The sequence below is a fragment of the Streptomyces composti genome (assembly GCF_012034205.1).
GTDB lineage: Bacteria > Actinomycetota > Actinomycetes > Streptomycetales > Streptomycetaceae > Streptomyces > Streptomyces composti.
Window position 1 is genome coordinate 24,389 of sequence record NZ_JAATEM010000016.1, and the last position, 14,805, is coordinate 39,193.

A 14,805-nucleotide genomic window follows, 5' to 3' on the forward strand; every position below is an offset into this window, starting at 1 on the left:
GCGAGCGTCCTTGTCGCCGGGCGGAGAGGCCGTCCGGTGACGGAGGATGACGGCGTGGACGAGGAGCTGCTGAGCATCGGGGCGTTCGCCGCGCGGGCGCGGCTGTCGGCGAAGGCGTTGCGCCTGTACGACCGGCTGGGCCTGCTGGTGCCCGCGCGGGTCGACCCGGCCACCGGTTACCGGTACTACGCGGCGGGCCAGGTGGAGCGCGCCCGGCTGGTGGCGCTGCTGCGGCAGCTGGACATGCCGCTCGCCCGGATCGCCGAGGTCCTCGACGCCGGCGACGGTGGGGTGGCGGCCGATCGGCTAGCCGCCTACTGGGCCGGTGTCGAGACCCGGGTCGCCGGGCAGCGGGCGCTCGCCGAGTACCTCCGTGGACGACTGTCGGGGAGGAGCTCCGAGATGCACGGGAAGTTCGCGGTCGAGTTGGTGGATGTGCCGGAGCAGGTGGTGATCACCGAGAAGCGGCACACACTGGCCCCTGAGCTGCCGGCCTGGATCGGGGCGTCGCTGGGGCGGCTGGCGGCGGCGGCCGAGGAGTGCGGGGGTGTGGCGGGGGTGCCGTTCGTGGCGTACCACGCCGAGGTGTCGTTGGAGAGCGACGGACCGGCGGAGGCATGTGTTCCGGTCGCGGACGAGGCGGCGGCACGGGCGTGGGCCGAACAGCGGGGCCGGGCCTGGGAGACGACGGTGCGGGTGGAGCCGGCCCGCAGGCTGGCGTACACCCGGATCTCCAAGGCCCAGGTGGCCCATCCGCAGATCCTGGCGGCGTTCGAGGCGGTGGAGGAGTGGATCGCTGCCGAGGGGCTGAGCCAGGCGGGGCCGTGCCGGGAGGTGTACTTCGCGGACTGGGACGCGGCGGGAGCCGAGGATCCGGTGTGTGACGTTGCCTTTCCGGTGAAGTGAGCTGTGGGCTTGCGCCCACAAGCCGAGCCCTCTCGGCAAGGACGGCGAACTCGTCGAGAGGGCTCTGTCGGTGGTGCTTGAGGGTCTTCGCCGCCCGGGCTAGGACTTGACCGCGGCCACGAACGCGCTCCACGCGTCGGCGGGGAACGCCAGCTTCGGACCCTCGGGAATCTTGGTGTCGCCGAGCTCCAGCGCTTCCTCGGTGGTCGACCTGACCATCACGCACGCGCCGTTGTTGTTTGTGTAGGAGGACGTCGTCCACGTTTCCGTGGCGCCCAGACGAATTGCCATGTTCGCTCCGTAGCCAGTTGCTGAGTTGCGTCACCGGGCTGCGCATTCCGGCAAGGACCCGCAGAACGGATTGCGCCAACCTCGACTCGTGGTTGGCGTGATCGACGCTACTCGCCACCCTCCACTTTCGGAGCAGTCCTTCACTCAACTAGGGGCATATTCCAGGCGAGTCTTCCAGTTTGACGCGGTGGGGATGTAGGATTCGCCGCGCACTGCGCCCTGTGCCGCCCGGCGGACGTCAGCAGAGCCCGGCAGAAGGCCAGTTGCGCCGGTCTCCAGGGCTCGATCGCGCCCGGCCGCGGGGGTCGGTCGCGCCCGGCCGGAGGGCTCAGCGCGCGTACTCCTTGGCGATCCGCTCGACGAGCCGGCGCGAGGCCTCCACGTTCAGCGACTGCGCCCTCAAGTGCTCGTACATCACGGTGTACTTCTGCACGTCGTGCGGCTTCTCCAGGTACAGGTCGCTGGTCACGCCCTCGATGTAGACCACGCTCGAGTCGGCCGCGTCGGCGAACTCCAGGATCGAGTACTGGCCGTTGATGCCGGCGTGCGCGCCGACCTCGAACGGCAGCACCTGCACGGTGATGTGCGGCAGCCGGCTCATCTCCAGTACGTGCTCCAGCTGTTCGCGCATCACCTGGCGGCTGCCGACCACCCGGTGCAGCGCCGCCTCGTCCAGCACCACCCACAGCCGCAGCGGGTCCTTCTCGGCGGTGATCCGGCTCTGCCGGCGCAGCCGCACCTCGACCCGCTTGTCGTTCTCCTGCTCCGAGGCCTCCGGCGAACCGCCCTGGATGATGGCCTCGGCGTAGGCGCGGGTCTGCAACAGGCCGGTGATGATCTGGGGTTCGTAGACCCGGAGCGACTCGGCGTCGGTCTCCAGGCCGATGTAGACGCTGTACGGGATGTCACCGAAGGCGTGCCACCAGCCCTGCTGGCGCGAGTCCTTGGCCATCTGCATCAGGGACTCGACGATGCGCTGGTCCTCCACCTCGTAGACGTTGCACAGGTCGCGGACGTCGCGCTGGCTGATGCTGCGCCGCCCGTTCTCCAGACGGCTGATCTTCGACTGCGACACCAGCAGCCGCTCCGCCACTTCCTCCGCTGTCATGCCCTTGAGCTCGCGGAGCCTGCGCAACTCCTGGCCCAGCCGGCGTCGCCTGACGGTGGGATTGACATTGGACGCCACGGGACGTGCACCTCCGGCTGCGTGCCTCGTACTCGTACTCGGTACTTCTCGGTCTCGGTACTGCTCGGTACTTGCTCTGCCACTTTGCGTATCTGCTGTTGAGCAGATTGCCACCAAGAGGTCCGCTGCCGCTGGGAAACGGTCGATATTCGACGAGTACACGCCAGTTCACGGGGCCGGCGGGGGCCTGCGGGGCCGGACTGCGGCCCGCGGGCACGCCGAGCGGGGCGGAGAGAGTCCGTGCCTTCTCTCCGCCCCGCTCGGACAACGGCTCCCGTGACCGGGTCTGTGCTGCCGCGCCTCAGTGGGCCGCGGCTCGCGCCATGGAACCGCGGCGCGGTTGTGCGGGAACGCCTCGTGCGGGGTCCGTCGTGCCCCGCCGGCTGCCCGGGGCGGGCTGCCTGCCGGCGGCGGGGCTGCGGCGCGGCTGCGAGGCCACACCGTTCTGGACGTCCATCACGGCGTGCGCCACGAGGCCGCCCATCGGGTCGTGCCGGATCAGATCCCGCAGCCGGGAGCGGGACGAACGTCCCTCGTTGCCCGGATACAGGTGTTTGCCGAGGCCGACCGCGTGGGCCAGGGCGGCCAGCGCCGCGGTCCGCGGGTCCGGCGGCACACCGGTACGGATCGCGGCATCCAGCCGGGCCCTGATCTCCCGGCTGATCTCGGTGTCCGTCGCCTGGTAGCGAGTCGTCGGCAGCACCCCGCACATCTGTCCGGCCACGGCTTGCACCATGCCGCACCGCTCCAGATGCGAGAGGTAGGTCTGGCGGAGCCCGAGACGGGGCCCGCCGATCCAGTGGACCGCGCGCACCGGGGCGCCGCGCCTTCGCAGCAACTCCAGGGCGTGGTCCAGAGTCGGATCTCCTGTCGGCCGTGGCACCACCACGGCGATACGATCCCCGTCTGGGGCTATCCGTCCGGCCAGCGCCAGCTCCACTAGCTGTGCTCCGGCCAGACCGAGGTCGAGCGACTGCGGCTGTGCAGTGGTACCCGTGGCCGGGTCCAGTGCCAGCAGCAGAAGCTCCTCCGGAAGTGTTCTGCGGCTCCTGCCCATCCATGCCTCCCCGCGTGGATGAATGACAGGGTGACCCCTCTCACATTGGTCTGTCGAGGGTGCGTGACCGGTTCGTAAGGGAACCGGTAGGTATGTCGTTCTCGTCTACCGCGTGGGGTAGGCCCGCACACAGGACACTGGTACATGGTTCGGACAGCGCTCGGAGGCGTTGCCGGGCGGGCGGTTCACGGTTCGGTTGGCGCACGCGTGCGTGCGGCACATGGAGGAGGCATCGGTGGCGGGCGAGTCCCCCGACAAGTCGAAGCAGCGCGAGTCGTCGGCAGGAACGACGTCGGGGAGCGCCGGCCCGGTTCCCGAGGCGAGGAACTCCACGGAGGCGCGTGACCCGCGCCTGGCGGTCGCCCGGGAGGCTTCGCCCGCGAAGTCCGCGACGGCCGGGAAGTCCGCCGAGTCCGGTCCCGCGACGTCCACCGAGGGTGCCGAGCCGGCTGAGGCCCGGCCCAGGGTCGACACGGCCACCCAGGTGCTGCCGGTGCGGCCCCGGAAGGGCTCCGCCGCCGGTACGGGCGACAGTGCGCGGAAGTCCGGCGACACGGACGCGGGGCCCGCGAAGACGCCGTCGGACGAGGAGCGGGACGAGGCTGCGGCGGCGGCCGAGAGCGACGGACGCCTGCGGGACGCGGTGGCGGCGTGGGTCCGGGGGGCCGACTCCGGCGAGTCGCCGTCCGGGGCGTCCGGGGCATCCGGGACCTCTGAGGTCTCTGAGGCGGGTGAGGCGGAGGGCGGTGTGGCCGCCGGAGCCGGTGCTAACGGTGAGAAGGGCAAGGGCCGGGCGGCCGGCGAGGACGACACGGCGGCCGCCGACGGCAGCTCCGGGGCCTCCGGCGCAGGCAGCTCCGGGGCCTCGGCCGCAGAGGGCGCCACGGGCGGGGCCGGCGAGCGCGCGGCATCCGGCGAGGCGGGCCCCACCGCCGCCCCGTCCGGCAGCGACGCGTCCGGCGAGACGGCCGGGGCCGCCGGGGCCGGGGCGAAGAACGCGAACGGCACCAAGGACGCACCGGGCGCTTCAGGAAACAGCGACGGGTCCGGCGACACGACCAGAACCGCCGAGGCGGCAGCGAAGGGCGCCACGGGCGCACAGGACGCGGACCGCGCCGGCACCTCGGACGTACCGGGCGCCGCCGGCAAGGGCGGCGAGCGCGCCGCCTCCGGCACGGCGGCCCGGGCCGCCGCTCCGAGCGGGCGCAGGGCATCCGACGAGGCGACCGACAAGGCCGCCGGCGCCGGAGCGGACAGCGCCGAGGAAGCCGAGGGCACCAAGGAGGACGGCGGCGCCGAGCACGCGCCCGCCGCCGGCCGTACGGGCGCCGCGGATGCCACCGAGGCCGGGAACGACGCAGCCGGCAAGGCGAAGGCAACCGCCGTCGGTGACGGCGCCAAGGCCGAGACCAAGGCCGAGACCAAGGCCGAGACCGAGGCCGAGACCGAGGCCGAGACCGAGGCCGTGCGGGACGAGGGCGGCGGCACCAAGGGCACCCGGGACAAGGACTCCCGCCCCTCCGGCGCCCCGGCACCCAAGGGCACCCCGGCCCAGGGCTCCCGCCCCTCCGGCACGCCCGCGCCCAAGGGCACCCCGGACAAGGGCACCGCGCCCAAGGGTGCCGCGGGCAAGGGCGCCGGCGCCGGCAAGCCCGGGTCCGGCGATGCCGGCAAGGGCGACTCGGGCAGCAAGGGCGCGAAGGCCGAGCGGCCGGTCGATCAGCCCACTGCCGTGTTCAAGACCGTCCGCTCGGGGCCCGCGCTGGATCAGGCCACCACCATGCTCCGGGTCGACCGCTCGGACCAGAGCCAGAGCCCGGGCCAGATCCCGAGCCAGGGCGAGCGCGCATCCTCCGAGCCGGATCGGACGCCCGAGCCGAAGCCGGAAGCCGGTGGCACGGCCGAGCGGACCAGCAGGTTCGTCGCGCTGAAGTCGCTGGACGACCCCGACGTGCGCAAGCCCGCCCGTGGTGAGCCGGCCGCCGCCGACGCGACCACCGCGCTGCCGCAGATCGGGCCCGAGCGCACCGCGCAGCAGCCGCTGCCGCCCAAGCCGCCGCTGGATCTGCTCGCCGAGCTGACCAACACCCCGCCGCCGCCGGACACCCCGCTGCGCACGGCCGTGCGGCGGGTGAAGATCTGGACGCCGCTGGTCCTGCTGCTGGTGATCATCTTTGCGATCGCGCAGGCCGTGCGCCCGCTGCCGGAGCCCACGCTGACCGTCACCGCGAATTCCTATGTGTTCGAGGGCGACAAGGTGCAGCTGCCGTGGCCGGACGAGGGACAGGGCTGGATGCATGTCGACGGGGTCGGCACGATGGACCACTTCGGCGCGCAGAAGCCGGTGGCCATCGGGTCGGTCGCCAAGACCATGACCGCGTACGTCATCCTGCGGGACCACCCCCTCAAGCCGGGGGAGGAGGGCCCGGAGATCGAGATCGACGAGCGGGCGGAGAAGGAGGGCGGCTACAACAAGGACGGCGAGTCCACGCTGGACACCGTCAAGGCCGGCGACAAGCTCACGCTGAAGCAGGCGCTGTCCGCCGTCATGATCCCCTCCGCCAACAACATCGCCCGGCTGCTGGCCCGCTGGGACGCGGGATCCGAGGCGGCGTTCGTCAAGAAGATGAACGACACCGCCAAGGAGCTGGGGATGAGCGACACCCGCTACACCGACCCCTCGGGTCTGAAGGAGACCACCGTCTCCACGGCCGAGGACCAGGTGAAGCTGGGGCGCGCGGTGGTCAAGAACCCCGCCCTGGTGGCCATCACCAGCGTGGCGAGCTGGACCGACCCCTCCGGCAAGTACTGGACGAACTACAACGAGCTGCCGTACCGGATGGGCGCCATCGGCATCAAGACCGGCAGCACCACCAAGGCCGGCGGCAACCTGCTCTTCGCCTCCCGCGAGGAGGTCGACGGCCGGTCGGTGACGATCGTGGGCGCGATCCTCGGCCAGCACAAGCCGAAGATCCTGGAGACGGCCAACCGGGTCAGCCAGACGGCGCTGGAGGCCGCCGAGAACGCGCTCACCTCGGCACAGGTCGTGAAGAAGGGCACCGTGGTCGGCTATGTGGACGACCAGCTGGGCGGCCGTACTCCGGTCGTGGTCGCCAAGGACGTCTCCGCCGTCGGCTGGGCGGGTCTGAAGGTGAAGCTGTCCTTCGCCCCCGGATCCGTGCCGCACAGCGCCGAGGCCGGCACCGAGGTCGGCACGCTGACCGTCGGTGACGGGTCGTCCAGCGCGGTGAAGGTGCCGGTGGCCCTCAAGGAGGATCTCGTGGAGCCCGGCTTCACGGACAAGCTGACGCGCATCGCCTGATTGACGCGGTCGATCCACGCGGTGACCCGCGCACTCCCCTGCCGGCCGTCGCCCGTCACGGGCGACGGCCGGCAGGGGGTCTGCTAGCGTCACGAAACGGGCAGGTCGCCGGCGACCGGACGCAGTGGGAACGGCTGCGGACGACACGCGGCAGCCGATACGGAAGACGGGACACGGGGAGTGCCTTCAGGTGGCCACAGCGGAGCCGACACACGCCGACGACTCCGGTCCGGGCACCGGCCGACCGGACCCCGGGCAGGGGCCTGACGGTCCGCGAATAGGCGTGGACGAACACAGCTCCGCGGTGGACGGGGCCGCACCGGACAGGACTCCCCCGGAGCACGAGGCTTCGCAGGACCCCGCCGCCGACGGCTCTCCCGCGGCCGGCGAAGCCACCCGCGGCTCCCGTTCCCGGGCCGCGTTCCTCGCGCTGCGCGCCCGTATGCTGCGGCACCCCGTGCTGTCCGTCACGGGGCTCGCCGGAGCGCTGCACATCGTCTGGTTCTTCACGTTCGCCAACAGTGGCGGGGACCTCGCGGCGCAGGACGCCTGGGCGGAGTTCGTCGGCCGGCACCCGGACCGGGCGTACAACCTCGCCTGGTACGGCGGAATGCACCCGGTGTCGTACAGCGTGGTGTCGCCGTACCTGATGTCGCTGCTCGGCGTGCGGACCACCATGATGCTCGCCGGGACCGCATCGGCGGGGCTGCTGACGCTGATGCTGATGCGCAGCCGTGCGGTGCGCAATCCCCTGTGGGCGGCGCTGGCCGGGGTGTTCGCGCTGCTGTGCAACGCCGCCTCCGGGCGGGTGACGTTCGGCCTGGGCACGATGTTCGCGCTGGGCGCGGTCGCGGTGGTGTTCTGCTGGCCGCACAAGTGGCGGTACAAGCGCTGGGCGAAGGCGCTGTGCGCGGCCCCGCTGGCGGCGCTCGCCACCATGGCCTCGCCGGTGGCGGGGCTGTTCGTGGGCCTGGTGGCGGTGGCGCTGTTCCTGCAGAAGCGGCGGCCGGGGGCCTGGGCCCTGGGTCTTGCGCCGAGCGCGGTGGTGGCGCTGTCGGCGTGGCTGTTCCCGTTCTCGGGGACGCAGCCGATGGGGTTCGGCTCGGTGATCCTGCCGCTGGCGTTCTCGGTCGTGGTGTACCTGGTGGTGCCGCAGGGCTGGCGGACGGTCCGGCTGACGGCGGCGGTGTACGGGCTCGGGGTCGTGCTCGTGTGGCTCATCAGCTCGCAGATCGGGTCCAACATCACCCGGCTGGCGATGCTGTTCGCGGGCGTGGTGCTGGTGGCCGCGCTGCCCTACGCGGTGCCGAAGTCCCGCAAGTGGTACACGATCGTGCTGGCGTTCGCGGTCTTCATCGGCTGGATCGGCTACAAGTCGGTCGACGACATCGTGCACACCACCCCGGCCGCCTCCTGGGCGCGTGAGCTGGCGCCGCTGGTGAACGAGCTGCAGGAGGTCGGCGCCGAGCGGGGCCGGGTGGAGGTCGTCCCGGCGCGCTCGCACCGGGAGGCGTCCGCGCTCGCCCCGTACGTCAACCTGGCGCGCGGCTGGAACCGCCAGGCGGACATGGAGCGCAACCCGCTGTTCTACGACGACACCCTCAACTCGGCGAACTACCACGAGTGGCTCAAGCGGTGGGCCGTGCACTACGTGGTCCTGCCGAAGGACGAGCCGGACGGCGACGGCGGTCAGCGGGAGCGGCAGCTGCTGCAGCGGGGGCTGCCGTATCTGAAGCAGATCTGGGGCGACGCCAACTGGCAGTTGTTCGAGGTGATCGATCCGACGCCGATGGCGGAGCCGAACGCCGTGGTGGAGCGGGCCGAGCAGGGCGAGATGACCTTGCGGGTGGAGAAGGCCGGGCGGATCCTGGTGCGCATCCCCTACTCGCCGTGGCTGAGCATCGTCGACGAGGAGGGCGGGAAGCTGGAGCCGCCGCAGGAGACGGAGGCGTCCAGGAACCGCCCGGAGGGTGAGCCGAGGACGTTCGAGAACGTCAACGGCTGTCTGATGGAGACGGAGGAGGACGCCCACGGCGACCGCTGGACGGTGCTGCTCGCGCCCGAGCCGGGCACCTACCGGCTGGCCGCCCCGTACACCCTGCCGCGCGGCACGCCCTGCCCGGACGAGCTGCGCTGAGGGCGCGGCGTTGGGCACGGCCCGGCCGGCTCCGGGGGTCATGGATGCCGCGGGCGGGGCGCGGCCTGCCGCGCCGCCGGGGCAGAGCGCGATGCGGTACGGCGGGCTGCTCCGGGCGGCGGGTTGGCCTGGCCGCCGGTGGAGGGGGCGGGCCCGGTTGCCGGTCAGGCGCCGCGGGGGTAGCGGGCCAGCCAGGCCGGGGAGGAGGCGGCGGGGCTGTGCAGGGCGGCGCCCTGGGTCATCTCCATGGCGAAGTCGTCGGCGAGTTCCAGGATGGTGGGGCGGCCCTCCAGTTCGGCCAGCCAGGCCGGGGGCAGCGCCGTCTCGCCGTGCAGGGCACCGAGCAGACCGCCGGTGAGGGCACCGGTGGCGGCGGAGGGCCCGTCGTGGTTGACGGACAGGCACAGCGAGCGCCGGACGTCCTGGCCGACCAGGGTGCAGTAGACGGCGGCGGCCACGACGCCCTCCGCGGTGCCGGCGCCGATCAGACCGCTCACCCTCTCCGGGGTGGGCATGCCCTGCCGCACCGCGCCGAGCGCCTGCTGGAGCGCGTCGGAGACCGGCTGATGGCCGGGGCGGGTGGCCAGCAGGGCGAGGGTCTGCTGCACCGCCGCGTCCACGCTCTCGCCGCGGGCCAGCGCGTGCACGGTCACCGCGTACGCAGCCGCCGCGAGGCAGGCGACCGGGTGGCCGTGGGTCTGGGCGGCGCACTCCACGGCCAGCTGGGCCACCAGCTGGGGCTCCCAGCCGACGAGCAGACCGAACGGCGCGGAACGGGCCGCCGGCTCCGGGCCGGCCTCACCGGGGTTCTTCGGCGCGTCCGGAGTCCCCATGGTGTCGTCGCCGAGGCCGACCAGGAGCGTGCGGGCCGGGTCGCGGCGGGCGTACAGCCACTCCTCGCGGGCCAGCCAGCCGTCCTCCTTGCGGCGCTCGTCCGGGCCCCAGTCGCGCTGGGTGGTCGCCCAGCGCAGATACGCCCGGTGCAGATCGGTCGGCGGGTGCCAGGCGCCGGTGTCACGGCGCACCTGGGCGCGGATCAGGCCGTCCACGGAGAACAGGGTGAGCTGGGTGTGGTGGGTGACGGCGCCCCTGCGCCCGTACGCGGGGACCATGTCCGCCAGGCCGTCGGTGCCGTGCGCCTCGCGGATCGCCGCGACGCCCATCCCGTCCACGGGCGCGCCCAGCGCGTCGCCGACCGCCACGCCGAGGAGCGTCCCGCGCACCCGGCTGCGGAAGTCCTGCTGCTCGCGACGGCCCCACACGGGCCCGGCAGTGGCACCCACCCAGACCTCCCAGGCACCGTCCATACGTACGACGCCCAGCACTCTAATCGAATGCCGAGGTGCTGCTGAGGGGACGTTCAGGCCGAGGTCCGAGGAGCGCGTACGCCGAGGCGTGCTCGGGCCGTCAGCGCGTCCCGTGCGCGGGCGATCCGCTCGAACTCGGCGATGCCCGCACTCCGGTACCCGGCTGTCCGGTTACTCGACCACCCGGACCGTCGTCCCCGCCGTGCCGAAGGCCCACAGCGCCTTGCCGTCGGCCTTGCCGACGCGGATGCCGCCGGTCTTGGTGCCGGAGGCGGCGGGCGGGGGCGAGGAGCCGTCGACGGCGTTGGAGAAGGCGACCGAGACGCCGCTTTTCACGGCGAAGTACAGGATGTGCTCGACCTGGACGCCGTCGCTGCCGGTGGTGGCCTCGGTGCGGGTGCCGATGGTGTAGGTGCCGGGGTCCGGGGTGACCGTGCCGGGCCACACCTTGAAGGTGCGGCGGGGGGTGTCGCTGGCGTCGACCAGCCAGACCCGCTGGTCGCCGAGGGAGTAGACGATGCGGCGGCCGGTGCCGGAGTCGGCGGGCACGGCGGGCGGCTCCTCCGGCCTGGACGGCGGTTTCGCGTCCGCCGTCGCCGACGCGCTGGGCCGGGTCGCGGACGCGGTGGGCTTGGTGCCCTGGTCCGCCTGCACGGCCAGGACGGCCACCACGGCGATCGCCCCCGTGGTCAGCCCGGTCACCCAGGCCCACGAGGGAAGTCGGGCAGACACCGGTACGCATCTCCTCGGTCGGGCACGGTCCACCCCCGCAAGGGGCGTCGGATCATCCTACTGCCCGCCGGACCCCCGGCTTCCTGCCCGTCCGCGTCCCGCCGTCCGCAAGCCCGCGTCCCGCTTCCCGCAGCCCGCGCCCCACTTCCCGCAGCCCGCGCCTCGCTTCCCCGCCGGGCCCGGCGCCCCGGACCGGCACCAGGCCCGGCACTCCCCGGATCCGTTCAGTCCAGCACCGGCAGCAGCTCCGGCAGGTGCCCGTCCGATGCCTCCGCAGCCCTGCGGCGCTCCTCGGGGACCTCGCCGTAGAGGGTGGTGCGGGGCCGCGCCGGGCGGCCGGCCGCGCGGGCCACCGCGACCAGGTCCTTGACCGACTTGTAGGAGCCGTAGGAGGAGCCCGCCATCCGGGAGATCGTCTCCTCCATCAGCGTGCCGCCCAGGTCGTTGGCGCCGGAGCGGAGCATCTCCGCGGCACCCTCGGTGCCCAGTTTGACCCAGCTTGTCTGGATGTTGGGAATGTACGGGTGGAGGAGCAGCCGGGCCATCGCCGTCACCGCGCGGTTGTCGCGGACCGTCGGGCCGGGGCGGGCGATACCGGCCAGGTACACGGGGGCGTTGGTGTGCACGAAGGGCAGGGTGACGAACTCCGTGAAGCCCCCGGTCCGCTGCTGGATCCCGGCGAGGGTGCGCAGGTGACGCAGCCAGTGCCGGGGCTGGTCCACATGCCCGTACATCATCGTGGAGGAGGAGCGGATGCCCAGCTCGTGGGCGGTCTCGACGACCTCGATCCAGGTGGACGCGGGCAGCTTGCCCTTGGTGAGGATCCAGCGGACCTCGTCGTCGAGGATCTCCGCCGCCGTGCCCGGGATGGTGTCCAGGCCCGCCTCCTTGGCCGCCGTCAGCCACTCGCGGATGGACAGGCCGGTGCGGGTGGCGCCGTTGACCACCTCCATGGGCGAGAAGGCGTGCACATGCATGCCCGGGACGCGGTCCTTCACCGCCTTCGCCAGGTCGAAGTAGGCGGTGCCGGGCAGGTCCGGGTGGATGCCGCCCTGCATGCACACCTCGACCGCGCCCACCTCCCAGGCCTGCTGGGCCCGGTCCGCCACCTGCTCCAGGGACAGCGTGTAGGCGTCGGCGTCGGTGCGGCGCTGGGCGAAGGCGCAGAAGCGGCAGCCGGTGTAGCAGACGTTGGTGAAGTTGATGTTGCGGGTGACGATGTAGGTCACGTCGTCACCGACCGCCGATCTGCGCACGTCGTCGGCGATCCGGCACAGCGCGTCCAGGGCCGGGCCGTCGGCGTGCAGCAGGGCCAGCGCCTCGGCGTCGGTGAGCCGGGTCGGGTCGTCGGCGGCCGTCGCCAGCGCCTGGCGGACGTCGGTGTCGATCCGCTCGGGTGCCATGCCGGGGGCGGCGGCCTCGCGCAGGGCGCCCCAGTCGCCGTACACCTCGTCGAAGTCCTCGCGGCGGTCGGCGCCGCGGCCCTCGGTGTCGATGGTGCGGTGCAGGTCGGTGCGGCCGGTGGCGGTGAACGCCTCGTCCGGCTCCTGCCAGGGCAGGCCCTGCGGCATGGCGCCGGGGCGGGCCAGTCCGGTCTCCGGGTCGGCGAGGGCCGCCACGTGCGGGCGCAGCCGGGGGTCCAGCCAGGGCTCGCCGCGCCGCACGAACTCCGGGTAGACGCAGAGGCGTTCGCGCAGCTCGAAGCCGGCCGCCGCGGACCGCGCGGCCAGCTCCTCGATCTGCGGCCAGGGCCGTTCGGGGTTGACGTGGTCGATGGTGAGCGGGGAGATGCCGCCCCAGTCGTCGATGCCGGCCGCTATCAGCCGCTCGTACTCGGCGTCGACCAGGTTCGGCGGCGCCTGCAGGCAGGCGGAGGGGCCGAGCACATGGCGGGCGACGGCGACCGTGGCGACCAGCTCGTCGAGTTCCGCGTCCGGCATGCCGCGCATCGCGGTGTCCGGCTTGGCGCGGAAGTTCTGGATGATCAGTTCCTGGATGCCGTGGTAGGTCCGGGCGATCCGGCGCAGCGCGAACAGCGACTCGGCGCGCTCCTGGTAGGTCTCGCCGATGCCGATGAGGATGCCGGAGGTGAAGGGGACCGAGGAGCGGCCGGCGTCCTCCAGCACCCGCAGGCGCACGGCCGGTTCCTTGTCGGGGGAGCCGTGGTGGGGGCCGCCGGGCTCGGACCACAGCCGGGTCGCGGTGGTCTCCAGCATCATGCCCATGGAGGGGGCGACCGGCTTGAGCCGCTGGAAGTCGGTCCAGGTGAGCACGCCCGGGTTGAGGTGGGGCAGCAGGCCGGTCTCCTCCAGGATGCGGACGCAGACGGCACGGACGTAGGCGAGGGTGTCGTCGTAGCCGTGCGCGTCCAGCCACTCGCGGGCCTCCGGCCAGCGGTCCTCCGGCTTGTCGCCGAGGGTGATGAGGGCTTCCTTGCAGCCGAGGGCGGCGCCCTTGCGGGCGATGTCCAGCACCTCGTCGGGCGACATGAACATCCCGTGGCCGGCGCGGCGCAGCCTGCCGGGCACGGTGACGAAGGTGCAGTAGTGGCACTTGTCCCGGCACAGCCGGGTCAGCGGGATGAAGACGCTCTTGGAGTACGTGATGACGCCGGGCCGCCCAGCCGCCCGAAGGCCCGCGTCCCGCACCCGGGCGGCCGAGGCCGACAGGTCCTCCAGGTGCTCGCCCCGGGCCTGGAGCAGCACCGCGGCCTCGGCCACGTCGAGCGAGACCCCGTCCCGGGCCCGTTTCAGGGCGCGACGCAGGGAGTTCTCGGTGGGTCCGGATCCTGGGGCCGCGGCATTCGTCATCCTCCGAGCATACGATCGCCCTGATCAGACGGGCATGAGCGCTTCGTACCGCTTCCGGCCACTCCCGCGAGGCCCGAACCGCCGCTTGGGGCGGCTCCCGCGAGGCCCGAACCGCCGCTTGGGGCGGCTCCCGCCGGGCCGCACCGGCTCTTACCGCGAGCCCTCGACGTACTGCTCGTACTCCTCCAGCGTCTTGAGCACCTCGCTCTCCCCCGCCGACGGAAGCTGCACCACGACCTCCTCGATGCCGAGGCCGGCGAAGCGGGCGAGCTTGCCCGGGTTCGGGTGGACGGCGTAGGGGACGACCTGGAGGGCGTCCGGGTCGCGGCCCGCGTCGGACCAGGCGGCGCGGAGTTCCGGCAGGGACTCCGACAGGCCGCGGCCGCCGATGGGGAGCCAGCCGTCGGCGTACTCGCAGATGTGGGCGAACAGCTTGGGTCCTGCCGCCCCGCCGAGCAGAGTGCGCGGGCCGGTCACCGGGCCGCGTGGCCGCTGCACCGGCTTGGGGTGGGCGTGGCTGGCCCGGACGCTGCCGAACTCGCCCTGGAAGGCGGTGGGTTCATCCGCCCACAGCGCCCGCATCAGGGCCATCCGGTCGCGCACCAGCGCACGCCGGGTGGGCCAGTCGACGCCGTGGTCGGCGGCCTCCTCCACGTTCCAGCCGAAGCCGACGCCGAGGGTGAGGCGTCCGCCGGACAGGTGGTCCACGGTGGCGATCTGTTTGGCCAGGGCGATCGGGTCGTGCTGGGCGACCAGCGTGATGCCGGTGCCGAGACCGAGCCGCTCGGTGACCGCGGCGGCCTGCCCGAGCGCGACGAACGGGTCCAGGCAGCGGCCGTAGGCGCGCGGCAGCTCCCCGCCGCCCGGGAACGGCGTGGTCCGCTCCACCGGGATGTGGGTGTGCTCCGGCAGATACAGGCCCGCGAACCCGCGCTGCTCCAGCTCACGCGCGAGCCGGACGGGGGTGATGGTCTCGTCGGTGAGGAAGATCGTGACGGCGATACGCATGCACCATCCCTACCCCGCCCGCGATCCATTCCCCGCACGCACCGGAAAT

At 73.0% G+C, this 14,805-nt stretch carries 10 protein-coding genes; 3 read left to right on the plus strand and 7 right to left on the minus strand.

Annotated elements, in window-relative coordinates; all coding sequences use genetic code 11:
- Positions 1 to 36 precede the first annotated feature (36 nt).
- The gene (locus tag HCJ93_RS14720) at positions 37 to 906 is read left to right on the plus strand and encodes a MerR family transcriptional regulator (RefSeq protein ID WP_167996146.1); all 870 of its coding nucleotides are present in this window, start codon (positions 37 to 39) and stop codon (positions 904 to 906) included.
- A gap of 99 nt (positions 907 to 1,005) precedes the next feature.
- On the opposite strand, the gene HCJ93_RS14725 is transcribed toward HCJ93_RS14720, so the two are convergent.
- The 3 genes from HCJ93_RS14725 to HCJ93_RS14735 all read right to left on the minus strand — a co-directional run bounded on the left by HCJ93_RS14725 (position 1,006) and on the right by HCJ93_RS14735 (position 3,440).
- Positions 1,006 to 1,197, minus strand: coding sequence for a DUF397 domain-containing protein (locus tag HCJ93_RS14725; RefSeq protein WP_167996147.1), 192 nt, complete (start codon positions 1,195 to 1,197; stop codon positions 1,006 to 1,008).
- 328 nt (positions 1,198 to 1,525) lie between these two features.
- A complete protein-coding gene (locus HCJ93_RS14730) occupies positions 1,526 to 2,383 on the minus strand; it encodes a Scr1 family TA system antitoxin-like transcriptional regulator (protein WP_167996148.1) in 858 nt (285 codons plus the stop codon).
- A gap of 301 nt (positions 2,384 to 2,684) precedes the next feature.
- Complete coding sequence (locus tag HCJ93_RS14735) at positions 2,685 to 3,440, minus strand: GOLPH3/VPS74 family protein (protein ID WP_167996149.1); 756 nt, start codon at positions 3,438 to 3,440, stop codon at positions 2,685 to 2,687.
- A 235-nt stretch (positions 3,441 to 3,675) separates the two neighbouring features.
- On the opposite strand from HCJ93_RS14735, the gene HCJ93_RS14740 reads away from it, so the two are divergent.
- Complete coding sequence (locus HCJ93_RS14740) at positions 3,676 to 6,762, plus strand: serine hydrolase (RefSeq protein WP_309141406.1); 3,087 nt, start codon at positions 3,676 to 3,678, stop codon at positions 6,760 to 6,762.
- Positions 6,763 to 6,952: 190 nt separating this feature from the next.
- Positions 6,953 to 8,899 (plus strand): DUF8823 domain-containing protein, encoded by a 1,947-nt coding sequence (locus HCJ93_RS14745; protein WP_167996151.1) that lies wholly within the window; start codon positions 6,953 to 6,955, stop codon positions 8,897 to 8,899.
- Between the two features lie 164 nt (positions 8,900 to 9,063).
- Here the strand turns inward: HCJ93_RS14745 and HCJ93_RS14750 are convergent, their stop codons facing one another.
- The 4 genes from HCJ93_RS14750 to HCJ93_RS14765 all read right to left on the minus strand — a co-directional run bounded on the left by HCJ93_RS14750 (position 9,064) and on the right by HCJ93_RS14765 (position 14,756).
- Complete coding sequence (locus HCJ93_RS14750; protein ID WP_167996152.1) at positions 9,064 to 10,182, minus strand: ADP-ribosylglycohydrolase family protein; 1,119 nt, start codon at positions 10,180 to 10,182, stop codon at positions 9,064 to 9,066.
- Between the two features lie 195 nt (positions 10,183 to 10,377).
- A complete protein-coding gene (locus HCJ93_RS14755; RefSeq protein WP_167996153.1) occupies positions 10,378 to 10,938 on the minus strand; it encodes a L,D-transpeptidase in 561 nt (186 codons plus the stop codon).
- A gap of 224 nt (positions 10,939 to 11,162) precedes the next feature.
- Positions 11,163 to 13,748 carry a bifunctional FO biosynthesis protein CofGH gene (locus HCJ93_RS14760; RefSeq protein WP_167996154.1) on the minus strand — a complete coding sequence of 862 codons (2,586 nt, stop codon included), beginning with the start codon at positions 13,746 to 13,748 and terminating at the stop codon, positions 11,163 to 11,165.
- A gap of 150 nt (positions 13,749 to 13,898) precedes the next feature.
- A complete protein-coding gene (locus HCJ93_RS14765) occupies positions 13,899 to 14,756 on the minus strand; it encodes an LLM class F420-dependent oxidoreductase (protein WP_167996155.1) in 858 nt (285 codons plus the stop codon).
- Between the last annotated feature and the right edge of the window lie 49 nt (positions 14,757 to 14,805).